Annotated in this window: 21 protein-coding genes; 17 read left to right on the forward strand and 4 right to left on the reverse strand. The window is 70.3% G+C overall.

Annotated elements, in window-relative coordinates:
• The first annotated feature begins 36 nt into the window (after positions 1–36).
• Entirely contained in the window at positions 37–1,923 is a 1,887-nt protein-coding gene (locus HF024_RS03735; RefSeq protein ID WP_247597289.1) for an ABC transporter ATP-binding protein, read from the forward strand.
• Between the two features lie 63 nt (positions 1,924–1,986).
• Entirely contained in the window at positions 1,987–3,252 is a 1,266-nt protein-coding gene (locus tag HF024_RS03740; RefSeq protein WP_168688684.1) for an Nramp family divalent metal transporter, read from the forward strand.
• Positions 3,253–3,270: 18 nt separating this feature from the next.
• Here HF024_RS03740 and HF024_RS03745 read toward each other — a convergent pair whose 3' ends face one another.
• On the reverse strand, positions 3,271–3,939 hold the full coding sequence (locus tag HF024_RS03745; RefSeq protein WP_168688685.1) for a metal-dependent transcriptional regulator: 669 nt from the start codon (positions 3,937–3,939) through the stop codon (positions 3,271–3,273).
• A 49-nt stretch (positions 3,940–3,988) separates the two neighbouring features.
• On the opposite strand from HF024_RS03745, the gene HF024_RS03750 reads away from it, so the two are divergent.
• From HF024_RS03750 to HF024_RS03790, 9 genes are all read left to right on the forward strand, one after another.
• Complete coding sequence (locus HF024_RS03750; RefSeq protein ID WP_168688686.1) at positions 3,989–5,353, forward strand: cystathionine beta-synthase; 1,365 nt, start codon at positions 3,989–3,991, stop codon at positions 5,351–5,353.
• Positions 5,350–6,525 carry a cystathionine gamma-synthase gene (locus tag HF024_RS03755; protein WP_281727831.1) on the forward strand — a complete coding sequence of 392 codons (1,176 nt, stop codon included), beginning with the start codon at positions 5,350–5,352 and terminating at the stop codon, positions 6,523–6,525. Before HF024_RS03750 ends, HF024_RS03755 begins: the two co-directional genes overlap by 4 nt.
• A gap of 66 nt (positions 6,526–6,591) precedes the next feature.
• Positions 6,592–7,008: a VOC family protein gene (locus HF024_RS03760; protein WP_168688687.1), complete on the forward strand. Its 417-nt coding sequence runs from the start codon at positions 6,592–6,594 to the stop codon at positions 7,006–7,008.
• Positions 7,008–7,694: an alpha/beta hydrolase gene (locus tag HF024_RS03765; RefSeq protein WP_168688688.1), complete on the forward strand. Its 687-nt coding sequence runs from the start codon at positions 7,008–7,010 to the stop codon at positions 7,692–7,694. Before HF024_RS03760 ends, HF024_RS03765 begins: the two co-directional genes overlap by 1 nt.
• Before the next feature lie 329 nt (positions 7,695–8,023).
• Positions 8,024–9,316 carry a sodium:proton exchanger gene (locus HF024_RS03770; RefSeq protein ID WP_168688689.1) on the forward strand — a complete coding sequence of 431 codons (1,293 nt, stop codon included), beginning with the start codon at positions 8,024–8,026 and terminating at the stop codon, positions 9,314–9,316.
• 84 nt (positions 9,317–9,400) lie between these two features.
• Positions 9,401–10,546 (forward strand): glutamate--cysteine ligase, encoded by a 1,146-nt coding sequence (locus HF024_RS03775; RefSeq protein WP_085370988.1) that lies wholly within the window; start codon positions 9,401–9,403, stop codon positions 10,544–10,546.
• An 86-nt stretch (positions 10,547–10,632) separates the two neighbouring features.
• On the forward strand, positions 10,633–11,067 hold the full coding sequence (locus HF024_RS03780; RefSeq protein WP_085370989.1) for a VOC family protein: 435 nt from the start codon (positions 10,633–10,635) through the stop codon (positions 11,065–11,067).
• Positions 11,068–11,072: 5 nt separating this feature from the next.
• Entirely contained in the window at positions 11,073–11,714 is a 642-nt protein-coding gene (locus HF024_RS03785; protein ID WP_085370990.1) for a helix-turn-helix domain-containing protein, read from the forward strand.
• Positions 11,715–11,782: 68 nt separating this feature from the next.
• Entirely contained in the window at positions 11,783–12,061 is a 279-nt protein-coding gene (locus tag HF024_RS03790; RefSeq protein WP_168688690.1) for a hypothetical protein, read from the forward strand.
• 1 nt (position 12,062) lies between these two features.
• On the opposite strand, the gene HF024_RS03795 is transcribed toward HF024_RS03790, so the two are convergent.
• On the reverse strand, positions 12,063–13,004 hold the full coding sequence (locus HF024_RS03795; RefSeq protein WP_168688691.1) for an AraC family transcriptional regulator: 942 nt from the start codon (positions 13,002–13,004) through the stop codon (positions 12,063–12,065).
• Between the two features lie 101 nt (positions 13,005–13,105).
• Between HF024_RS03795 and HF024_RS03800 the strand changes: the two genes are divergently transcribed.
• The gene (locus HF024_RS03800) at positions 13,106–14,428 is read left to right on the forward strand and encodes an amino acid permease (RefSeq protein ID WP_085370993.1); all 1,323 of its coding nucleotides are present in this window, start codon (positions 13,106–13,108) and stop codon (positions 14,426–14,428) included.
• Between the two features lie 7 nt (positions 14,429–14,435).
• Positions 14,436–15,455: a LacI family DNA-binding transcriptional regulator gene (locus HF024_RS03805; protein WP_210724016.1), complete on the forward strand. Its 1,020-nt coding sequence runs from the start codon at positions 14,436–14,438 to the stop codon at positions 15,453–15,455.
• A gap of 5 nt (positions 15,456–15,460) precedes the next feature.
• Here HF024_RS03805 and soxR read toward each other — a convergent pair whose 3' ends face one another.
• Positions 15,461–15,922, reverse strand: coding sequence for a redox-sensitive transcriptional activator SoxR (soxR, locus tag HF024_RS03810; RefSeq protein WP_168688692.1), 462 nt, complete (start codon positions 15,920–15,922; stop codon positions 15,461–15,463).
• A gap of 36 nt (positions 15,923–15,958) precedes the next feature.
• Between soxR and HF024_RS03815 the strand changes: the two genes are divergently transcribed.
• On the forward strand, positions 15,959–17,374 hold the full coding sequence (locus HF024_RS03815; protein WP_168688693.1) for an MFS transporter: 1,416 nt from the start codon (positions 15,959–15,961) through the stop codon (positions 17,372–17,374).
• 184 nt (positions 17,375–17,558) lie between these two features.
• Positions 17,559–17,978 (forward strand): DUF5684 domain-containing protein, encoded by a 420-nt coding sequence (locus HF024_RS03820; protein WP_247597290.1) that lies wholly within the window; start codon positions 17,559–17,561, stop codon positions 17,976–17,978.
• An 87-nt stretch (positions 17,979–18,065) separates the two neighbouring features.
• On the opposite strand, the gene HF024_RS03825 is transcribed toward HF024_RS03820, so the two are convergent.
• A complete protein-coding gene (locus HF024_RS03825) occupies positions 18,066–19,418 on the reverse strand; it encodes an MFS transporter (protein WP_168688694.1) in 1,353 nt (450 codons plus the stop codon).
• 136 nt (positions 19,419–19,554) lie between these two features.
• On the opposite strand from HF024_RS03825, the gene HF024_RS03830 reads away from it, so the two are divergent.
• Both HF024_RS03830 and HF024_RS03835 read left to right on the forward strand, forming a co-directional pair.
• Positions 19,555–20,427, forward strand: a complete 873-nt coding sequence (locus tag HF024_RS03830) for a shikimate dehydrogenase (RefSeq protein ID WP_168688695.1) — start codon at positions 19,555–19,557, stop codon at positions 20,425–20,427.
• Positions 20,427–22,289, forward strand: a complete 1,863-nt coding sequence (locus HF024_RS03835) for a sugar phosphate isomerase/epimerase and 4-hydroxyphenylpyruvate domain-containing protein (RefSeq protein WP_168688696.1) — start codon at positions 20,427–20,429, stop codon at positions 22,287–22,289. The genes HF024_RS03830 and HF024_RS03835 overlap by 1 nt, the downstream gene beginning before the upstream one ends.
• The last annotated feature ends 23 nt before the right edge of the window (positions 22,290–22,312 follow it).

A 22,312-nucleotide genomic window follows, 5' to 3' on the forward strand; every position in this document is an offset into this window, starting at 1 on the left:
ATCACGGTTGGGTCACGCCAGGGCTACGCTGAAACCATGAGCGGGATGCGCGGCATGGCCGGCGGTGGAGGCGGCGGTCGTGGCCGGGTCAGCGGCGGCGACGCCGAGGCGCAGCGGGCCCTGAACGCGACGGCCCCGAAGATCCCGAACCTGTTCCGCCGCATCACGACGCTGTTCGCGCCGCACCGCACCGCGATCATCGTCACGATGGTGCTCGTGCTCATCGGAGCAGCGCTGTCCGTCGTTCCTCCTCTTCTCACCCAGCGGGCGTTCGACGAGGGCCTGTTCCCGAAGAGCGGGAAGCCCGACATGGAGGCGCTGATCACGATCGTCGTCGTGATGATCGTGGTGTTCGTCGGCTCGGCGCTGCTCGGTGTCTGGCAGACGTATCTGACCGCCTCGGTGGGCAACAAGGTGATGGGGGCGCTGCGCGTCCGGCTGTTCTCCCACCTCCAGTCGATGGAGCTGAGCTTCTTCACGAAGACCAAGACGGGCATCATCCAGTCGCGGCTGCAGAACGACGTGGGCGGAGTCGCGAACGTCCTCACCAACACCATGTCGAGCATCCTGGGAAACACGGTCACGGTGATCGCGGCGTTCGTGGCGATGATCCTGCTCAACTGGCAGCTGACCATCGTGGCCGTCATCCTGATGCCGATCCTGGTGATCGCGCAGCGCAGGGTCGGCCAGGTGCGCGCGCGGATCGCGACCAAGACGCAGGAGTCGCTGTCGGACATGACGGCGATCACGCAGGAGACACTGAGTGTGTCCGGCATCCTGCTGTCGAAGAGCTTCAACAGGCAGGCGGCGGAGGTCGGCAGGTACTCCGACGAGAACGCCAACCAGATCCGCCTGCAGGTGTCGCAGTCGATGAGCGGCCAGTGGTTCTTCGCGATGGTGAACATCTTCCTGTCGTCCATCCCCGCCATCGTCTACCTGGTCTCCGGCTGGCTGGTGCTGGGCGGCGCGACCGACATCACGGCCGGGACGATCGTGGCGTTCACCACGGTGCAGGCCAGGCTGCTCTTCCCTCTGCTCGCGCTGATGAGGGTCGCGCTCGACCTGCAGACCTCCGGAGCCCTGTTCGCCCGCATCTTCGAGTACCTCGACCTGAAGCCCGCGATCGCCGACCAGCCGGATGCGGTCCCCGTCGACCCAGCGCGCGACCTCGGCCGCATCGAGTTCGACCACGTCGTGTTCCGGTATCCGGATGCGCGCGACGGAGAGCGGAACACCCTCGACGACGTGTCGTTCGTGATCAGGCCCGGCGAGTTCGCGGCGTTCGTCGGCCCGTCCGGCGCGGGCAAGACCACCGTCTCGTACCTCATCCCGCGCTTCTACGACGCGACGAGCGGGCGCATCCTGTTCGGCGACACGGACATCAAGGCGCTGCAGCAGGACTCACTGGTGTCGCACATCGGCGTCGTCAGCCAGGAGACGTACCTCTTCCACGCCACCATCGGGGAGAACCTGCGATACGCCCGCCCGGATGCGACGCAGGAGGAGATCGAGGAGGCGACGAGGAAGGCGAACATCCACGACACCATCGCCGGATTCCCCGACGGCTACGACACGGTGGTCGGCGAGCGCGGCTACCGGCTGTCCGGCGGGGAGAAGCAGCGCATCGCCATCGCGCGCGTGCTGCTGAAGGACCCGGAGGTGCTGATCCTCGACGAGGCGACCAGCGCTCTCGACTCCATCTCGGAGCGCGTGGTGCAGCAGGCGCTGGACACCGCATCCCGGGGCAGGACCACCATCGCCATCGCCCACCGGTTGTCGACCATCGTCGCTGCCGACGTCATCTTCGTGATCGACCACGGCCAGCTGGTCGAGCGCGGCACGCACCGGGAGCTGCTGGAGCAGGGCGGCGTGTACGCCCGGCTCTACCGTGAGCAGACGGAGGGCGCGCTGCTCGACGACTGACGCCTTCTCGCCACCACGCCCGCCAGTGTTAGGCTGGGCTAACAATCGGGTTAGGGGCGTGCGATGGCGGAGGCCGTGGAGACGACGGAGTCGCGTCCGGCGCGCGCCCGGCGCCCATCGTCCCGCCTGTTCCTGTTGCTCGGACCCGCATTCGTCGCAGCCATCGCGTACGTCGACCCCGGCAACGTCGCCGCCAACCTCACCGCCGGAGCGCAGTACGGCTACCTCCTGGTCTGGGTGCTCGTCGCGGCGAACGTGATCGCCGTGTTCGTGCAGTACCAGTCGGCGAAGCTCGGCATCGTGACCGGCCGCAGCCTGCCCGAACTGCTCGGCTCCCGGCTCGGCACCGGCGGGCGGCGCGCCTTCTGGGTGCAGGCGGAGCTGGTCGCGGCGGCGACCGACCTGGCGGAGGTGATCGGCGGCGCGATCGCGCTCAACCTGCTGTTCGGGCTGCCGCTCCCGCTCGGCGGCCTGGTGGTCGGCGTGGTCGCCATCGGCATCCTCGCCGTGCAGTCGCGCAGAGGCCAGCGCCCGTTCGAGGCGGTCATCCTCGGACTGCTCGGCGTGATCTCGGTCGGCTTCCTCGCCGGGCTGTTCGTGAGCCCGGTGGACTGGGGTGCTGCGGCGGGCGGCCTGGTGCCGCGCTTCGACGGGGCTCCGACGGTGCTGCTGGCGGCGAGCATGCTCGGAGCGACCGTCATGCCGCACGCCATCTACCTGCACTCCGCGCTCGCCAGGGACAGGCACGGCCACGCCTCCACCCCGGATGCGCGACGCACCCTCCTCCGCGCGACCCGTGTGGATGTGGTCGCGGCCCTCGTGCTCGCCGGCGCCGTCAACATCGCGATGCTCCTGCTCGCCGCGGCCTCCCTCGGCGGGGCGGATGGGACGGACACGATCGAGGGGGCGCACGCGGCCATCACGGCGGCGCTCGGACCGGTGGTGGGGATCGCGTTCGCGGTCGGGCTGCTGGCGTCCGGGCTCGCATCCACGTCGGTGGGGAGCTACGCGGGGGCGACGATCATGGCGGGGCTGCTGACGGTGCGCATCCCGTTGCTGACGCGGCGCATCGTCACGCTCATCCCGGCCATCGTGATCCTGGCGCTGGGCGTCGAGCCGACCTGGGCGCTCGTGATCAGCCAGGTGTTCCTGAGCCTCGGCATCCCGTTCGCAATGATCCCGCTGCTGCGGCTGACCGCGTCGAAGGACGTGATGGGCGACCGTGCGGACAGCGTGTGGATGCGCGTGGCCGGGATCGGGATCGCGGCGCTCGTCGTCGTGCTCAACGTCGCGCTGGTGGTGCTGACGGTGGCGCAGTGGGTCGGCTGATGCCGCCCACCAGCTGAATCAGGCCTCTGTCACCCACACCGCGCCGGCGGCCGTCTCGCCGAGCACGACCTCTGCGCCTCCCAGCCGCACGGTGATGTCCCCGGCGAACTGGCGGTGCTCGTCGACGCTCAGCTGGGCGTCCGGCACGATGCCGCGGTCGGCGAGGTAGCGGAGGATCGCGGGGTCGGCGTCCGAGATGCGCGACACCGTCAGCGGGACGCCGGTGTGCGCGGCGAGCATGGGCGTCGCATCCGGTCGGTGCGCGATGCCGTCCGCGCTCGGGATGGGGTCGCCGTGCGGATCGCGGGACGGGTAGCCGAGCCTGCGGTCGATGCGCTCGACCAGCTCGTCGGAGACGGCGTGCTCCAGCACCTCCGCCTCGTCGTGCACCTCGTCCCAGCCGTAGCCGAGCTCCTCCACCAGGAACGTCTCGATGAGCCGGTGCCTGCGCACCATCGCGACCGCGTGGCGGCGGCCGGCGTCCGTCAGCTCGATGCCGCCGTACGGCTCGTGCACGAGCATCCCCTGGTCGGCGAGACGGCGGATGCCGTCGGAGATGGTGGCGGCGCGGACGCCGAGGCGTTCGGCGAGCTGCTTGACCGTGATGGGCGTCTCCGCCCATTCGGTCGCGGACCAGATGACTTTGAGGTAATCCTGGGCCACGGTCGAGAGGTCGGACACTGGCATGTCGTAATTCTACGGGCGGTGCGCACGCGGCACTGTTACGGTTGGTCGCGTGAATTACGCAGAGACCATCATCGACTTGGTCGGCGACACTCCGCTCGTGAAGCTCAACAGGCTGACCGACGGAATCGCGGCGACGGTGCTCGTAAAACTCGAGTACCTGAACCCCGGAGGTTCGTCGAAGGACCGCATTGCAACCCGCATCATCGACGCTGCGGAGAAAGAGGGGCTCCTGAAGCCCGGCGGGACGATCGTCGAACCGACGAGCGGCAACACCGGCGTCGGGCTCGCGCTCGTCGCCCAGCAGCGCGGATACAAGTGCGTTTTCGTGCTGCCGGACAAGGTGGGGGAGGACAAGCGCAACGTCCTCACCGCATACGGAGCGGAGATCGTGGTCACGCCGACCTCGGTGGCGCCGGAGGATCCCGACTCCTACTACAGCGTCTCCGACCGGCTGGCGGCGGAGATCCCCGGGGCGTTCAAGCCCAACCAGTACTTCAACCCGAACGGGCCGCGCAGCCACTACGAGACCACCGGTCCGGAGATCTGGCGCGACACCGACCAGAAGGTGACCCACGTGGTCATCGGCGTCGGCACCGGCGGCACGATCAGCGGCACGGGGAAGTTCCTCAAGGAGGCGTCCGACGGCGCCGTGCGCGTGATCGGCGCAGACCCGGAGGGCTCGGTCTACTCCGGCGGCACCGGACGCCCGTACCTCGTCGAGGGTGTCGGAGAGGACTTCTGGCCGGGTGCATACGACCCGACCGTGGTGGACGAGGTCATCGCGATCTCGGACGCGGAGTCGTTCCACGTCACCCGGCGGCTCGCCCGCGAGGAGGGCATCCTGGTCGGTGGGTCGAGCGGCATGGCCGTCGCAGCGGCTCTCAAGGCTGCGAAAGACCTGTCGGCGGACGACATCGTCGTGGTCATCCTCCCGGACGGCGGACGCGGCTACCTCGCCAAGATCTTCAACGACAAGTGGATGCGGTCCTACGGGTTCAGCGACGTCCCGGATGAGGCGACGGTGCACGACGTCATCAAGACGAAGAGCGGCGCGCTGCCCGACCTGGTGCACACGCACCCGTCGGAGACCGTGCGCGACGCCATCCAGATCATGAACACCTACGGCGTCTCGCAGCTGCCCGTTCTCACGGCGGAGCCGCCCGTGGTGATGGGCGAGGTGGCGGGAGCGCTCGACGAGACCTCGCTGGTCGACGCCGTGTTCAGCGGTCGCGCCCAGATGACCGACGACGTCGGCGCGCACATCGGCGCTCCGTTCCAGCTGATCGGCATCAACGAGCCGGTCAGCGCGGCGCGCGCGGCCCTCGCCACCGAGAACGCCCTGCTCGTGACCGAGGACGGCAAACCGGTCGCCGTGCTCACCCGGCAGGACCTCCTCAACTTCCTCAGCGAATGAAAAACGACTCCAGAAAGACAGCAGACAGACCCATGAAGTTCGCAACCAACGCCATCCACGTCGGCCAGGAGTTCGACCCGACGACCGGCGCGATCATCCCGCCGATCTACCAGACGTCGACGTTCGTCCAGGACGGTGTCGGCGGCCTGCGCGGCGGCTACGAGTACAGCAGGGGCGGCAACCCGACGCGCACCTCGCTGGAGACGCTGCTCGCCGCGCTGGAGGGTGGAGTGAGCGCGCTGTCGTTCGCGTCCGGACTCGCGGCGGAGGACGCGCTGCTGCGCGCCGTCTTGAAGCCGGGCGACCACGTCGTGCTCGGCAACGACGTCTACGGGGGAACCCACCGGCTGATCAACCGCATCCACGGTGCGTGGGACATCCGCAACACCACGGTCGACCTCACCGACCTGGATGCGGTCCGCACCGCGCTGCAGGCCGACGGCACGAAGGTGCTCTGGATCGAGACGCCGAGCAACCCGCTGATGAAGGTGAGCGACATCGCCGCCCTGGCCGAGCTCGGTCACGCGGTCGGAGCGCTCGTCGTCGTGGACAACACGTTCGCGTCCCCTGCGCTGCAGCAGCCGCTGTCGCTCGGGGCCGACGTGGTCGCGCACTCGACCACCAAGTACCTCGGCGGCCACTCCGACGTGCTCGGCGGGGCGCTCGTCTTCGCCGACGAAGAGCTCGCGGGCCGGGTGCAGTTCATCCAGTTCGCGGCCGGTGCCGTGTCGTCCCCGATGGATGCGTGGCTCACCACGCGCGGCATCAAGACCCTCGCCGTGCGCATGCAGCGTCACACCGAGAACGCGCAGGCCATCGCGGAGGCCCTGGTCGGCCGCGACGGCATCGACGCCGTCTACTACCCCGGCCTGCCCAGCCACCCCGGCCACGAGCTGGCCGCGCGCCAGATGAGCGGCTTCGGCGGGATGCTCTCCGTCGCCCTCAGCGGCGGTGCAGCGGCGGCGCGCAGCTTCGCGGAGTCGACGGAGGTGTTCCAGCTCGCGGAGTCCCTCGGCGGCGTCGAATCCCTGATCGGCTACCCGAGCGAGATGACGCACGCCTCGGTGCGCGGCACGGAGCTCGAGGTGCCGGACAACGTCATCCGGCTCTCCGTCGGCATCGAGGACGTCTCCGACCTGCTCGCCGACATCGACCAGGCGCTGTCCCGGTAGGCGGCGGCGCTCGTTCCAAGTCGGCCGCGCTCGCGGCATGTCGGCGGCGGGCGCTAGCGTCGAGCCATGGAACAGCGAGTGAGTCTGATCACGTTGGGTGTTGCCGACCTGGAGCGGGCGCGGCGCTTCTACGAGGAGGGGCTGGGCTGGACGCCGACACAGGCGCTCGACGGCGTCTGTTTCTACCAGCTGCCGGGGATCGCGCTCGGCCTGTTCGGCAGGGATGACCTCGCCGAGGACGCGAAGCATCCGATCGACGGCACGTTCAGCGGCGTCACCATCGCCATCAACCAGCCGTCCGAGGAGGCCGTCGACCGGGTGTTCGCCGAGGCGGAGGCAGCGGGGGCGAGCATCCTGAAGCCGGCGGAGCGCGTGTTCTGGGGCGGATACTCGGGATACTTCGCCGACCTCGACGGTCACGTCTGGGAGGTCGCGTACAACCCGGACTGGACCGTCAACGACGACGGAACGCTCACCATCTGATGCGGTACGTGCTTCTGCCGGGGGCGGGTGGGGCCGCATTCGTCTGGCATCGCGTGGTGGAGCAGCTGACCGCCAGGGGGATGGATGCGGTGGCCGTCGAGTTCGTGACCGGTGACGGCCACGGGCTCGCCGATTACGCGGACGCAGCCGTCGCCGCGGCGGAGGGCGCCGACGATGTCGTGCTGGTTGCGCAGTCGATGGGCGGCTTCACCGCTGCCGTCGCCGCGCAGCGCCTGCCGGTGAGCGGGATCGTGTTCCTCAACGCGATGATCCCCGTGCCCGGCGAGTCGGCCGGAGGCTGGTGGGAGGCGGTCGGTCACGATGCCGCGATGCGCGAGAACGACATCGCGGCAGGGCGCGACCCCGATGCCGAGTTCGACATCGACCTCTACTTCTTCCACGACGTGCCGGAGGAGGAACGCGATGCGCTCGAACAGCAGGAGGGCGAGGCGGACTCCGAGGCGATGTTCGCCGAGCCGTGCGACTTCCCCGGCTGGCCGGACGTGCCGCTCACGGTCATCGCCGGCGGCGACGACCGGCTGTTCCCCGCCGCGTTCCAGGAGCGCGTCGCCCGCGAGCGCCTCTCCGTGGATGCGCACCGCGTGCCCGGCGGTCATCTCGCCGCGCTGTCGCATCCAGAGCCGATCGTCGAGCTTCTCCTGACGGCGGGCCGAACGGCGGAATGAGGCCGGCCTGCGCGCGCATGTCAGGCGGGCCTAAACGCTGGGAGAGTGCCCGGCCGGCCCCTCGCGGGGCGCGCATCCCGGGCAGGATGGAAGGCATCGAAGGGGAGTAGTTCCCACCGCCTGAACCGCCGGCAGCGATCCGTCGCACGGTGCGGGGACGGCGACGCGGTTCGTCGACATACTGGCTGGTCACGGAGACCGGCCCGGCGCACCACCCGCACAGTGCAGCCTGCGCGCGGGCGAACGAGACCTTCGGTCGGCCATTCCCGGCGACCGAGTCACCCCTGTGCATCCTCTCGGTCGCCGCCTGTGATCGAAAGGGTCTCCCCGTGTCGAATCCACACCTTCCCACCGCGTCCGTCTGGCGCCGTCTCGTCCTCCCGCTCGGGATCGTGGCGCTGATCGCCGCCCAGGGGGTCGCCCTGACGCTGACCGGCGTGCACGTTCCCCCGCTCATCGGGGTGCTGTCGTTCGGCGTCGCCATCGTCGCCGCGGCCTTCGCTCTTGCCTGGGCCGGGGAGGCGGCCGAGGTCGACATCTCGGGCGGTCTCGCCGTCGGGCTGCTGGCGATCATCGCGATCCTGCCCGAGTACGCGATCGACCTCTATTTCGCGTTCAGCGCGGGCTCCGACCCGTCTCAGGCTCCGTACGCCGCCGCCAATATGACCGGCTCCAACCGATTGCTGCTCGGGTTCGGCTGGCCGTTCATCCTGCTGGTGGCGTTCCTCGCGTTCCTGGCAGCGCGTCGCCGCCGGACGGCCGCCGATCCGGATGTGCAGGCGAAGCCGTTCGCGATCCGGCTGCCGCACGGCAACCGCGTCGAGCTCGGGCTGCTGCTGGTCGCGTCGGTGCTCACCCTGGTCATCCCGCTGACCGGGCAGATCCACGTCGTGCTCGGTGTCCTGCTGCTCGCGCTCTTCGCCTACTACCTGTGGCGGGTGTCGACCGGCGAGAGCGACGAGCCGGAACTCGTCGGTGTCGCGCACAGCATCGGCACGCTGCCGACCCGTGCCCGCCGGGCGACGGTCGTGACGATCTTCGTCCTCGCCGCCGTCATCATCCTGCTGCTCGCCGAGCCGTTCGCCACCAGCCTGGTCGAGGGAGGGCGGGCGCTCGGGATCGACGACTTCCTGCTCGTGCAGTGGCTCGCACCGCTCGCCTCCGAGGCTCCGGAGTTCGTGATCGCTGTGCTCTTCGCGCTGCGCGGCAAGGCGGCGATGGGCATCGGCATCCTGCTCGCCAGCAAGGTCAACCAGTGGACGGCGCTGGTCGGGACGCTGCCCATCGCACATCTCATCGGCGGCGGAGGGATGGCCCTGCCGATGGATGCACGGCAGGTGGAGGAGTTCACGCTGACCGCGACCCAGACCATCCTGGGCGTCGCCATGCTTCTCACGCTCCGGTTCAGCGGACGCTGGGCGGTCGCCCTGTTCGTGCTGTTCGCCGCGACGTTCGTGTTCACGTCGACGGAGGCGCGACTGATCGTGTCCGCCGTGTACGCCGTGCTCGCCGTCGCCCTGTTCGTCGTGCGGAGGCGGACGCTGCTGCCGACCATCACCGCTCCGTTCCGGTTCGCGAAGCGGGAGGAGCCCGCCGCCCTGGAGCCGGAGCGTTCCGCCTGAGCTCTGCGTCGTCCGGTTACGTCACAACCTGGAGGTTCCCGCTAGGGGCTGGCCACCGCAGGTGCTGGCGCGGATAGTTGGTCTATGAGGACTTTCGGGGTGGAGGAAGAACTGCTGCTCGTCGACGAGCGCACCGGCGCTCCGATGGCCGTCGCCCCGCAGGCGCTCGCCGCGGCGGAGGCCGACGACGCGCGGGCCAGGAACGGCGCGGAAGAACCTGGTCCCCAGCTCTCGGCCGAGATCCACCAGGAGATGATCGAGACGCAGACCAGGCCGCTCACCTCCACGGACGAGCTGCTGGCGGACATCGTCGCGGGCAGGGAGCGGGCGGACAGGCTGGCCCGCACGCTCGGCGCGCGCGCGGTCGCGGTGGGGATGTCGCCGCTGCCGGTCCAGCCGCATCCCACGCAGAAGGACCGCTACGACGAGATGATGCGCCGCTACGGCGCCACCGCGCAGACGACGCTCGTCTGCGGCTGCCACGTGCACGTCGGCATCGAGTCGCGCGAGGAGGGCGTCGCCATCCTGGACAGGATCAGGACCTGGCTGCCGCTGCTGCTCGCCCTGAGCGCCAACTCGCCCTTCGCCGGGGGCGGGGACACCGGATATGCGAGCTTCCGTTTCCTCGCCTGGCACCAGTGGCAGAGCGCTGGCCCGACCGACGTGTTCGGTTCGGTGGAGGAGTACGACAGATTCGAACGGCTGCTCGTCGACACCGAGGTGATCATGGACTACGGCATGGTCTACCTCGATGCCCGCCTGTCGCACAAGCAGCCGACGATCGAGGTGCGCATCGCCGACGTCTGCCTGGATGCGCGGGATGCCGTCGTCCTGGCCGCGATCGTCCGCGCCCTGGTCGACACCGCGGCGGCGGACTGGCACGCCGGGGTGCGGCCGTCCGATCTGCCGGCCGCCGCACTGCGCCTGGCCGGGTGGCAGGCGGCGCTGACCGGCGTGCACGGCCGGCTGCCGCATCCCCAGCACGGGGCGGGCGCAGACATCACGGACGCACTGGATGCGCTGGTCGTCCACATCCGGAGGGCGCTGGAGGCCAACGGCGACGCCGCTCTCGTGCACGACGGCCTGGCGAGGATCGTGGCGTCCGGGGGAGGGGCCGGCAGGCAGCGCGCGGCGTTCGCGGTGCGCGGCAGCCTCGAGGATGTGGTGCAGGCAGCGGTGGATGCGACGCACGAGCTGAGTCCGTCCGGCGACGATCTGCCCGTCTCCTGACCGGCTATTGTCCGGGGTATTGACTCCTCACTTGTTTTTTGCAAGTGTTAACGCGTCCACAGACGGACCGACCTGAGGAGACCACAATGACCGCGATGTTCGTCAACCTGCCGGTGACCGACCTGGAACGCGCGAAGGCGTTCTACACGGCGGTCGGGTTCACCATCAATCCGCTCTTCACCGACCACAACGCGGCCTGCGTCGTCGTCGAGGAGGACCACAGCTACTTCATGATCCTGGTGCGCGAGTACTTCCAGACCTTCACCGACCTGCCGATCGGCGACCCCGCCGTGAACCCGTCCGTGTCGACCGCGATCTTCCTCGACAGCCGCGAGGACGTGGACAAGACCATCGCAGACGGGATCGCGGCCGGCGGCTCCGAGGCACGTCCGGCCTCCGACTACGGCTTCATGTACCAGCGCCAGCTCAACGACCCGGACGGCAACCTCCTCGAATTCGGCTGGATGGACCCGGTCGCCGCCGAGCAGGGACCGGCCGCCGCCGCGAACCAGCAGGCCTGAGGGCGATGGCAGCACGCGACTACGGGCAGTACTCCGGCTTCTCGCAGGCCCTCGAGCTGGTGGGGGAGCGGTGGGCGATGCTCATCGTCCGCGACCTGCTCGTGGGGCCGCGCCGGTATGGGGAGCTCGCGGCCGGGCTTCCGCGCATCCCGAGCAACATCCTGGCTGCGCGGCTGAAGGAGCTGCAGGCTGCCGGGGTGCTGCACCGTGTTCCGCACTCTCGCGTGATCGTCTACGAGCTGACGCCGTACGGCCGGGAGCTCGAACCGGTGGTGCTCGCGCTCGGCGCGTGGGGGTTCAAGACCCTGAGCGAGCCGAGGGAGGAGCAGATCATCACGCCGGACTCGATGACGATGGATCTGCGCACCGCGTTCCGCCCGCAGGTCGCCGCCGCCCTGCCGACCACGGCGTACGGTGCGCGGTTCGGGGAGGCCGAGCTGCACATCCGGGTGGACGGCACGACGCTGGATGTGACGCGCGGCGACGGACCGGTCGACCTCGCCTTCTCCACTGGCCCGGACATCCGGAGGCTGATCTCCGGCGAACTCGCCCCGGAACGGGCGATCGAGACGGGCGTGGTGGAGGTGCTGCGGGGGCGCGGAGACCTGCTCGACCGCTTCGCGAGCACCTTCCACCTGGCCGCCTGAACGGAAACGCGTGACGCTGTGCGCCCGACCGCTACCGTGCGGGCGGGATAGCGCATACTCTTCCGAACATGACCGGGAACCAGCTCGACCACCAGCACGCGGTCTACAGCTATGGCACGACGCCGCTCACGCTCATGTACAGCCCGACGGCGACGGCCGCGTGGGAGGTCTACTACGGCGGGGAGTACCTCGGGCTGATCGAGGAGGTGCGGACCGCCGGCGAAGCGTGGCCGATGTTCGTGGCCAGGCTGCCCGGCGAGGAGGAGGACGGCGGGACCGCCGGGGCCGCGCCATCCAGGGACTGGCGGCTCGCGGTCGAGGTGCTGGCGGTGCACGCCGGGCTCTGAGTCAGCAGCCGAGCGTCTGCTCCGGACTCGTGCCGAACCGGAAGCGGTAGTGCGCCTCGAAGGCGTCGACATCGACGAACCCCCATCGCGCCGCCACCGCAGCCACCCCGCCGTGCACGTCGGTCTTCCCCTCGCGCAGGTCGCGGTGGGCGGCGGAGAGCCGCACGCTGTGCAGGTACTGGTCTGCGGTGTACGGCAGGTGCATGTCGAACGCCCTGTCGAGTTCGGGCACGGTGGTGCCCGCCGCGGTGGCGATGTCGTCGACGGTGATGGGCAGCGACGCGTGGTCGTCGATGTAGCTGACGGCCCTCTTGAAGGCGACAGCCCGGGATGCGACGGTCGTGCGCCGCGCCTGGTGATCGCCGGTCAGTGGGAACGCCTCGATGGTCGCGATGGCCAGCTGGCGATAGATGGATGCGCGGACCAGGTCGTTCTCGAACGCCTCCGTGAGCGCGGTCTGCCTGGCCAGTCGCGCCACCGCGAGCCAGTGCTCGCCCAGCGCCCTGGTGACGGGGAGCGCCGAATCGAAGCGCATGGTCACTCCGTCGCCGAACTGCGCTGCGGCCGTCGCGGCCAGGCTCTCGAGGGTGATGCTCACCGCGCTCACGTCCGCGTGGGAGACCGAGGCGTCGAGCCGCCGGCCGGGCTGGAAGATCGCGGGGCCCTGACTGAGGTCGCCCTCCTCACCACCCGTCCGCCAGAGGTAGCTGCCGACGACCGACGCGACCGTGAAGAACGGCAGCTCGGCCGCGCACTCCACGTCGCCGTCGAACAGGTGGCGGGCGACGACGAAACGATTCTCGCCGTGCACCTCCTCGGCGTACCGGAGGCCGTTGGTGTGCGGGTCCGTGCCGAGCACGATGGAGGCGTACGTGGCCTGCAGTTTCGCCTCGGCCGTGTCGACGTCGCGCGTGACAGTGGAGTCGTGAAACGTCTCAGACACCTGTGTCTCCTTGCACGTGCGGTCCTGCGGTCGAAATGCAAGCATACGTCTCCGTGCGGCGACATTCTGCCGATGTCGGCGGCCACCGCCATGATGGAGGAATGACGGACAGCGGGCCATCGATCGCGCGCGCCCGCGGCGCGACACCGGACGCACCGCCTGGCGCCACACACGGGCATCTCGGCGTCGCAGGGGGCACCGCCCTCTACGTCGCCGCCGTGCTCGGCACGGGCATCCTGGTGCTGCCGGCGCTCGCCGCGTCGGTCGCCGGCCCTGGCTCGATCATCGCCGTCGCGGCGCTCGCCGTCATCTCCATCCCGCTGGCTGCGACGTTCGCCGCTCTCGCCAGGCGGCATCCGGATGCGGGTGGTGTCGCCACGTTCGCCCGCCGCGCGTTCGGGCCGACCGCCGCCCGCGTCATCAGCTACTGGTTCTTCTTCGGCACGCCGATCGGTGCGCCCATCGCGGCGCTGATGACGGCTCGATACGTGGTCGCCGTGATCGGCGGGGATGCGCTCACCACCGTGCTGATCGCCATCGGACTGATGGTGATCCCGGTGATCGTCACGGCGTTCGGCGTGCGCTTCGCCGGCTGGTTGCAGCTCGTCCTGTCCGCTGCCCTGGTGGCCGTGCTCGTGTTCGTGCTCGCCGCCGCCGTCCCGCACTCCGATCCCGCCAACCTGCAGCCGCTGCTCCCGCACGGCTGGGAGGGCGTCGGGCTCGCGATGAGCCTCTACATCTGGGCGTTCGCCGGGTGGGAGGCCGTGGCGGGGATCGGCGGCGAGTTCCGCAACCCGCGGCGGGACATCCCGCGGGCGACCGCGCTGGCGCTGGTGATCGTGTCCGCGGCGTACCTGGCCATCCAGACGGTGACGGTGCTCGTGCTCGGCGACGCGGCATCGACGAGTGCCGTGCCTCTTCTCGACCTCGTGACGGTGTCGTCCGGCCCGGGCGGCGGGGTGGTGGTGGCCGTGATCGCCGCCATCGTGGTCACCGGGGTGTTCAACGCCTACCTCGCCGCGTTCAGCAAGCTGGGCGCCGCGATGGGCAGAGACGGCGACCTGCCGCGCTGGTTCGGCAGGGGAGCCGAGAACGGCGGGATCGCCCGGCGCGGCCTGCTCCTGTCCGCGGTGATCATGGCCGCGTACTCCGCACTGGTCCTCGCGAGCGGCGACCTGCAGCCGTTCATCCTGGTGCACACCAGCATCGCGGCGGCCGTGTATGCGCTCGGCGTCGCGTCGGCGCTCGTGCTGCTGCCGCGCTGGTCGCTGGGCTGGTGGATGTCCCTCGCCTCCTGCGTCTTCGCCGCCGGTCTCCTCCTGCTCGCCGGCTGGCACCTCGTCTTCCCGCTCGTCCTCGCGGTCGCCGCCCTCCTCATCCGCCCCCGTCGCGGGAGCGGGAGCGCGCGTGGGCGGAGCGCATAATGAGGGAATGACGCACGACGACGCTGCGAGCCGGGCCGCCAGCATGCGCGATGTCGCGCGGGTGGCGGGGGTCTCGCACCAGACGGTGTCACGCGTCCTGAACGGGCACCCGAGCATCCGGGACTCGACGCGCGAGCGGGTCGTGCGGGCGATGGACGAACTGCACTACCGGCCCAACCGCGCCGCACGGGCGCTCGTCACCGCCCGGTCGAACACGATCGGCGTGCTCGCCGCCTCCGCCGCCGCGCTCTACGGGCCGGTGTCGAGCATGGGCGCGATCCAGTCCGCCGGGCGCGAGGCCGGGTACTACGTGGCGGTCGCCCAGCTCGCCGACCTCACCGAGGAGAGCATCGCCGACGGGATCGACCACCTGCTCGCGCAGGCCGTTGAGGGCATCGTCGTGATCGCGCCGCAGGAGCGGGTGCTCGACCTCATCGCCTCCACCGGGCTGGATGTGCCGTACGTGACCATGCAGGCGGGCGACCAGTATGCGGAGAGAGAACTCTCCGTCGACCAGCTCGCCGGGGCCCGCGCTGCAACCCGCCACCTGATCGACCTCGGACATCGCCGGATCGTGCACATCTCCGGGCCGCTCGGCTGGATCGAGGCGCAGGCCAGGCTGCGCGGCTACCAGGACGAGCTTCGCGCATCCGGCCTCGACGTGCTACCCCCGATCCGCGGCGACTGGACGGCGCAGTCCGGCTACGCGGCAGGAGAGGAGCTGCTCGCCGACCCGGCCATCACGGGCGCGTTCGCCTCCAACGACCAGCTGGCGCTCGGCATCATGCACGTCGCCCGCGACCAGGGCAGAGACATCCCGGGCGACCTGAGCGTGGTCGGCTTCGACGACATCCCGGAGGCCGCCCACTTCTGCCCTCCGCTCACGACGGTCAGGCAGGATTTCGCCGAGCTCGGCCGCCGCTGCGTCGCCCGGCTGGTGGCCGAGATCGAGTCGACCGCCGAGCCCCACCCCGGCAACGTGCAGCCCGCGCTGATCGTGCGCGCGTCCACGGCGCCGCCGCGCTGAGCGCGTCAGTCCTCCTCCGTCGCGCCGTCCAGCCACCTCCGCGGCCCAGGCCCGCTGCCGCCGAGTTCGTCCGACGGGTTCTGCAGCGCGCAGGTGCGCAGGCTGAGGCACCCGCATCCCATGCACCCGGTGAGGTCGTCGCGCAGATGCTCCAGGTCTCTGATCCGTTCGTCGAGCGCATCCCGCCACAGCCGGGAGAGTCGTGCCCAGTCCTTCTTCGTCGGCGTCCTGCCCTCCGGCAGCGAGTCGAGCGCGAGGCGGATCTCGGCGAGCGGCACGCCCACCCGCTGCGACACCCGGATGAACGCCACCCTCCGCAGGACATCGCGCCGGTAGCGGCGCTGGTTGCCCGCCGTCCGCTCGCTGCTGATCAGTCCCTGCCGCTCGTAGAAGTGCAGGGCGGAGACGGCGACGCCGCTGCGGGAAGCGATGTCGCCGACGCTGAGGATCGGTTCGGAAGGAGTCATTGACCTCAACCGTAGTTGAGGTCCTAGGCTCGCACCATGACCACTGACGACCGCGAACGCACAAGCACGCCCCTGCAGCAGGGAGCCGCGGTCGCCGACCTCCCGCCACCCGGCGGTGTCCTGAGCGCCCGCTATCGCTGGGTCAGCATCGGGATGTGCGCGCTCATCATGCTCGCGGCGTTCGAGGCGCTCGCGGTCACCACGATCATGCCGACTGTGAGCCGCGAACTCGACGGCGCGAGCCTCTACGCGTTCGCCTTCGCCGGACCGCTCGCCGTGAGCGTCGTCGGCATGGTGCTCGCCGGGGCGTGGTGCGACAGGGGAAGTCCCCGCAACGCGCTGTTCGCCTCGGTCGGGATGTTCGTGGCCGGGCTGCTCGTGGTGGGCACCGCCCAGAACATGGGCGTCTTCGTCGCCGGCCGGCTCATCCACGGGTTCGGCGGCGGCGCACTGACGGTGGCGCTGTACGTGATCGTCGCGCGGGTGTACCCGCCGAACCTGCACGCCAAGATCTTCGCCGGGTTCGCGGCGGCCTGGGTGATCCCGTCGCTCGTCGGTCCGCTGATCGCGGGAGCGCTCGCGGAGTCGGTCGGCTGGCGCTGGGTGTTCCTCGGCGTCGTGGGGCTGGCCGTGCTCGCCATGCTGATGGTCGTGCCCGCCATGCGCGGTGTGCACCGGCCGGACGAGGGGGAGGAGCGCCCGCCGCTCGACCTGCGACGCATCGGCTGGGCGGTGCTGGTCGCCGTCGCGGTGCTCGCGCTCAACCTGACCGCGGAGGCCCGCGGACCCGTGCAGTGGATCGCACCCGTCTTCGCGGTCGCTGTCGCGATCGTCGCCATCCGGCCGCTGCTGCCGCCGCGCGCCCTGCGCGCCGCCCGGGGGCTGCCGAGCGTGATCCTCGTGCGTGCCCTCGTCGCCGCGACGTTCTTCGCTGCCGAGGTCTACGTGCCGCTGCTGCTGGTGACCGAGTTCGGCCTCACCGCGGCCCTGTCCGGCCTCGCGCTGACGGCGGCCGGGGTGAGCTGGGCGGCGGCGTCGTGGGTGCAGGGCCGGTTCCCCGCCATCGGCAACCGGCTGGCGGCCCGCCTCGGCTCGATCGGGCTGAGCGTCGCGATCGCCTCGCTATTGCTGACCGCGCTGCTGCACCTGTCCCCGGTGGTCGTGGTGGTCGGCTGGGCGTTCGCCGGTGCCGGCATGGGGATCCTCTACCCGCGCCTCGGCGTGCTGACGCTCGAGTACTCCACCACGGAGAACCAGGGCTTCAACAGTTCTGCGCTCTCCATCGCGGACGCGATCGGCTCCGCCATCTCGCTCGCCGCGACCGCGATCGTGTTCGCCGCGCTCTCCGGGCTGGGCGGCGCGTGGCCGTTCGTCGGGGCGTTCGCCTTCACGGGCATCCTGTGCCTGGCGTCGTGGGTCGCCGGGCCGCGCATCCTGGTGTCGCGCCGCTGACGCGCACCCTCTCAGACTCGTCGCGGCGGCGCCGGACGGCTCCCGAACCGCGGGGCCGAGCGACAGCCGTCCGCCGCCGCGACGATACGCGGTCGCCGTCCGTGCGACACGCCCGGTTCACCTGGCGTCCCCCTGTTGAAACACTGAATGGATACTGTCATTTCCGTTCAGAGAGAGGACACCCATGTTCCCCATCGCCCTGGCCGCCGACGGCCTGATCGCCACCGAGACCACCGCATACAACCCGGTGCCGTCCATCATCGGCGGCCTCATCGGATACATCCTTGTCGTCATCGCCCTGTGGCCCGTCTTCACCAAGGCGGGCAAGCCGGGCTGGGGCGCGCTCATCCCGATCTACAACACCTACCTGCTGGTGAAGATCGGTGGATTCCACGGTGCGCTGGTGATCCTGTACTTCATCCCGATCGTCAACATCATCGTCGCGATCATCGTCGCGCTCGGCGTCGGCCGCGCGTTCGGCAAGGGGGCCGCCTTCAGCATCTTCCTGCTCTGGCTGTTCGCGATCATCGGCTACTTCATCGTCGGCTACGGCAGCTCGCAGTACGTCGGCCCCGGCGGGCGTCGCGAGGCGATCACCGCGTAGGCACGCGTACAACGCAGAGAAGGTGCGGTCGGGAGGTCCCGGCCGCACCTTTCTCGTTCGTAGCGCTGCGTCAGCGCACCCGCCGCCTCAGCGCACCGCGACGGGCTCCGGCACTTCGACGGCACGGGATGCGCCATCCAGCCCCAGCCGGTCGGTCGGCACGTGCGCCGTCTCGCGCGCCGTGAGCGCCGCGACGGAGGCCAGCACGGCGATGCCCGCCGTGAAGAGCGAGATGACCACCCAGCCGTTCTCGCCGGTGCCGCCGAGTGCGGTGACGATGCTCGGGGTGAACCCGGCTGCCAGGAAGCCGAGCTGGGTGCCGATGGCGACGCCGGAGAACCGGACGCGGCGCGAGAACATCTCGTTGTAGAACGCCGGCCAGACCGCGTTCGACGCCGCGTACCCACAGGAGAACGTCGCCACGGAGAGCGCGAAGACGATGAGCATGTTCGGCTGCGACATCGAAACGAGATAGAACGGCATGAGCACGGCGCTCGCCAGCGCTCCGTAGACGAACACGGGCTTGCGGCCGATGCGGTCGGCGAGCATCCCGAACAGCGGCTGGGTCGCGATCGCGACCGCGTTGGCCGCGACGACGAGCCAGAGCGTGAGTTCCTTGTCGACGCCGACGCTGATCCCGTATGCGATGGCCAGGCTGCCGAACACGGTCGACACGGCGGCGATGGTCGCGCAGAGCACGACACGGAGCACATCCCGCCAGTGGTCGCGCAGCAGGTCGGCCACGGGAAGCTTGGCGAGTTCGCCCTTGCTCTTCGCGCTCTCGAACTCCGGGGACTCCGGCAGCGAGCGGCGCACCACGAAGGCGATCACGACCACGAGCGCCGACAGCCAGAACGGGATGCGCCAGCCGATCGAGTACGTGAACTCGTCCGGCGCGGCCAGGATCGGGATGAACGCGAGCGCTGCCAAAATCTGGCCGCCCTGGGTGCCGGTGAGCGTCCAGGACGTGAAGAACGCCCTGCGGTTCTCCGGTGCGTGCTCGAGCGTCATCGAGCTGGCGCCCGCCTGCTCGCCGGCGGCGGAGAGGCCCTGCATCAGCCGGCAGAGCACCAGGAACACCGGGGCGAACCAGCCGATGGCAGAGAAGGTCGGCAGGCAGCCGATGATGAACGTCGACATGCCCATCAGGACGAGGGTGAACACGAGCACCTTCTGTCGCCCGATCCTGTCGCCGAAGTGGCCGAGGAAGATGGCGCCGATGGGGCGCGCGATGTACGCGAACCCGAACGTCGCGAACGACATCACCTGCGCGTTCGTGTCGGCGTCCGGGAAGAAGACGTGCGGGAAGATCAGCGCCGCCGCCGTTCCGAAGATGAAGAAGTCGTAATACTCCACCGCGGAGCCGAGGAAGCTGGCCACGGCCGCACGCCGCGGCGTCTTGCTGGGGGAGGTGCCGGGGGGAGGGGCGGTTGTCGTCATTGAATCGTCCTCGCGTACGTCAGAGTGAGTGCTTCGCACAACTTAAATGCTGCATGAATCATACGGTACGTTAGGAAGGTGACGGGGTCGGTGTCAACTGAATCCCAACATCCAATTTCTGCAGCGAGGAGGCGCAATGAGCGTGGTAGGCGAGTCGTATCTCGTGGGGTTGATCGGCGACGGCGTACTCCCGTCGCTCACCCCGCCCATGCACGAAGCGGAGGGGGACGCACACGGGATCCGCTACTTCTACCGCCCGCTCGACCTGGCCGTCCTGGGCAGGCGCGCCGATGAGGTCGGAGCGATCATCGCGGAGGGAAGGGCGCTCGGCTTCTCCGCCTTCAACGTCACCCACCCGTGCAAGCGCGAGGTGCTCTCCGCCCTGGATGAGGTCGATCCGGTGGCCGCAGCGGTGGGCGCAGCGAACACGGTGCTCATCGTCGACGGGAAGCTGGTCGGCCACAACACGGACGTCACCGGGTTCGAGTCGGCGCTCGCCGACGGCCTGCCGGGAGCAGACCTCGGCTCGGTCGTGCTGATCGGCGCGGGAGGTGCAGGCGGGGCGGTCGCCCACGCGCTGCTCGGCGCCGGGGTCGGGCGTCTCGCTATCGTGGACGTCGTCCCCGCCTCCGCGGCCAGGCTCGCCGCGGACACCGCCGCCGCCTTCCCTGCGGCACGGGTCTCCTCCGCGACCCCCGCCGACCTTGCGACCCTCCTCGCCGACGCGGACGGTCTCGTCAACGCGAGCTTCGTCGGCATGCACTCGCATCCGGGCATCCCGGTGGACGCGACGCTCCTGCATCCCGGTCTCTGGGTGGCGGACATCGTCTACCGGCCCGTGGTCACCGAATTCGTCGCCGCCGCACGCGCAGCGGGGTGCCGCGTGCTCGACGGCGGGCAGATGGCCGTCGGACAGGCGGCGGACGCGTTCCGCCTCATCACCGGCCGTGAGCCGGACAGGGCCAGGATGCACGCCCAGTTCCTCGACCTCGTGGCGCTGGGCCGCTGATGCGCACCTCCATCGCCACGGTCTGCCTCTCCGGCACCATCGTCGACAAGCTGCACTCGGCGGCCGACGCCGGTTTCGACGCGGTCGAGATCTTCGAACCGGACCTCGTGGTGGCCCAGCAGTCGCCGGAGGAGCTGCGCGCGCTGAGCGACAGACTCGGACTCGAGCTGTCGCTGTACCAGCCGTTCCGGGATGCGGAGGGGGTCAGCGACGATGTCTTCCGCGCCGTGCTCCACCGCGCGGAGGCCAAGTTCGAGCTGATGGAGCGGCTCGGCATCGACACGGTGCTCGTGTGCAGCAACGTGGCCACGGCGACCGTCGACGACGACGCCGTCTCCGCCTCCCAGCTGGCGCGGCTGGCGGACAGGGCGGCGGCGCGTGGGATGCGCATCGCGTACGAGGCCCTCGCGTGGGGCCGCTTCGTGGACGACTACCGCCGCTCCTGGCGGATCGTGGAGCTGGCAGGACACGAGGCGCTCGGCGTCTGCCTGGACAGCTTCCACATCCTGTCGCGCGGGCACGATCCGGCCGGGATCGAGAGCATCCCCGGCGAGAAGGTGTTCTTCGTGCAGCTGGCCGACGCCCCGCTGCTGTCGCTGGATGTGCTCTCCTGGAGCCGTCACCACCGTCTGTTCCCCGGTGAAGGCGGCTTCGACCTGCCCGCGTTCCTTGCCCACGTCGTGCGTGGCGGATACCGCGGTCCGCTGTCGCTCGAGGTGTTCAACGACACCTTCCGCCAGACCGACGCCTGGCGCACGGCCAGGCACGCGCACCGGTCGCTGCGCGTGCTCGAAGACGCGACGGCGCGGCTGCTGGCGAGCGCGCCCGGCGGCGAAACCGATTCCGCCGGGGCCGATCCCGCAGCGCACGACCTCGCCACCGTCACCGCCGTGCCGGAGCCGCGCGGCTTCGACTTCGTGGAGATCAAGGCCGAGAACACCGACGCCGTCGCCGTCCTGCTGGACCAGCTGGGCTTCGCGTTCGCCGGGCAGCACAGGACGAAGGACGTGCGCCTCTGGTCGCAGGGCGACGCGCGGGTGATCCTCAACGAACAGCAGGCGCGTGGCCGTGAGCCGTCCATCGCCGCGGTGGGGCTCGACGTGGCGGACCCGGCGGCGGCAGCGTCGCGGGCCTCGGCTCTGAGCGTGCCGCGCGCGTTCCGCCGCACGAGCGCCCAGGATCAGGACCTCCCTGCCGTCGTCGCCCCGGACGGCACCGAGATCTTCTGGTCGACACCGACGCCCGGGTCGGCGACTCCGGACTGGGTGGCCGAGTTCAGTGGAGGCTTCGGTGCCGGAGACGCGGCCATCCGCGGAATCGACCACGTCAACCTCGCCCAGCCTGCCGCCGACTTCGACGAGGCCGTGCTGTTCTACGGAAGCCTGCTCGCGCTGCGGCCGTCGGCCACGACCGAGGTGGCCGGCCCCGTCGGGCTGGTCCGCAGCCAGGTGGTCCGCTCGCGCGACGGGGGCGTGCGGTTCGCGCTCAACGTCGCTCCGTCGCTGTCCGAGCGCGACGCGACACCGGATGCGCGGCCCTTCGCCCAGCACGTCGCCATCTCCTGCTCGGACGTGGTCGGCCTGGCCAGGCGTGCGCGGGAGCGGGGCCTGCGGTTCCTGCCCGTTCCCACCAACTACTACGAGGACCTCGCCGCACGCTTCGACCTCGGCGCGGAGAGGATCGCCGAACTGCGCTCGCTCGACCTGCTCTACGACCGCGACGCGGACGGCGAGTTCGTGCACTTCTACACGCCGACGCTCGGCAGCGTCTTCATCGAGCTGGTCCAGCGGGTCGGCGGATACGACGGCTACGGCGCGGGCAACGCCCCGGTGCGGATGGCCGCGCAGCACGCCGCGGCCTGAGCGCGGTCGCGCACTCGCCACCG

The sequence above is a fragment of the Leifsonia sp. PS1209 genome (assembly GCF_012317045.1).
Lineage (GTDB): Bacteria > Actinomycetota > Actinomycetes > Actinomycetales > Microbacteriaceae > Leifsonia.

Coding starts and splice junctions, on each gene's coding strand:
- HF024_RS03800 (WP_085370993.1), top strand. CDS start 13,106: ATGACGGACAGCGGGCCATCGATCGCGCGCGCCCGCGGCGCGACACCG.
- HF024_RS03815 (WP_168688693.1), top strand. CDS start 15,959: ATGACCACTGACGACCGCGAACGCACAAGCACGCCCCTGCAGCAGGGA.
- HF024_RS03825 (WP_168688694.1), bottom strand. CDS start 19,418: ATGACGACAACCGCCCCTCCCCCCGGCACCTCCCCCAGCAAGACGCCG.
- HF024_RS03820 (WP_247597290.1), top strand. CDS start 17,559: ATGTTCCCCATCGCCCTGGCCGCCGACGGCCTGATCGCCACCGAGACC.
- HF024_RS03805 (WP_210724016.1), top strand. CDS start 14,436: ATGACGCACGACGACGCTGCGAGCCGGGCCGCCAGCATGCGCGATGTC.
- HF024_RS03830 (WP_168688695.1), top strand. CDS start 19,555: ATGAGCGTGGTAGGCGAGTCGTATCTCGTGGGGTTGATCGGCGACGGC.
- HF024_RS03790 (WP_168688690.1), top strand. CDS start 11,783: ATGACCGGGAACCAGCTCGACCACCAGCACGCGGTCTACAGCTATGGC.
- soxR (WP_168688692.1), bottom strand. CDS start 15,922: ATGACTCCTTCCGAACCGATCCTCAGCGTCGGCGACATCGCTTCCCGC.
- HF024_RS03780 (WP_085370989.1), top strand. CDS start 10,633: ATGACCGCGATGTTCGTCAACCTGCCGGTGACCGACCTGGAACGCGCG.
- HF024_RS03735 (WP_247597289.1), top strand. CDS start 37: ATGAGCGGGATGCGCGGCATGGCCGGCGGTGGAGGCGGCGGTCGTGGC.
- HF024_RS03765 (WP_168688688.1), top strand. CDS start 7,008: ATGCGGTACGTGCTTCTGCCGGGGGCGGGTGGGGCCGCATTCGTCTGG.
- HF024_RS03745 (WP_168688685.1), bottom strand. CDS start 3,939: ATGCCAGTGTCCGACCTCTCGACCGTGGCCCAGGATTACCTCAAAGTC.
- HF024_RS03835 (WP_168688696.1), top strand. CDS start 20,427: ATGCGCACCTCCATCGCCACGGTCTGCCTCTCCGGCACCATCGTCGAC.
- HF024_RS03740 (WP_168688684.1), top strand. CDS start 1,987: ATGGCGGAGGCCGTGGAGACGACGGAGTCGCGTCCGGCGCGCGCCCGG.
- HF024_RS03760 (WP_168688687.1), top strand. CDS start 6,592: ATGGAACAGCGAGTGAGTCTGATCACGTTGGGTGTTGCCGACCTGGAG.
- HF024_RS03755 (WP_281727831.1), top strand. CDS start 5,350: ATGAAAAACGACTCCAGAAAGACAGCAGACAGACCCATGAAGTTCGCA.
- HF024_RS03775 (WP_085370988.1), top strand. CDS start 9,401: ATGAGGACTTTCGGGGTGGAGGAAGAACTGCTGCTCGTCGACGAGCGC.
- HF024_RS03785 (WP_085370990.1), top strand. CDS start 11,073: ATGGCAGCACGCGACTACGGGCAGTACTCCGGCTTCTCGCAGGCCCTC.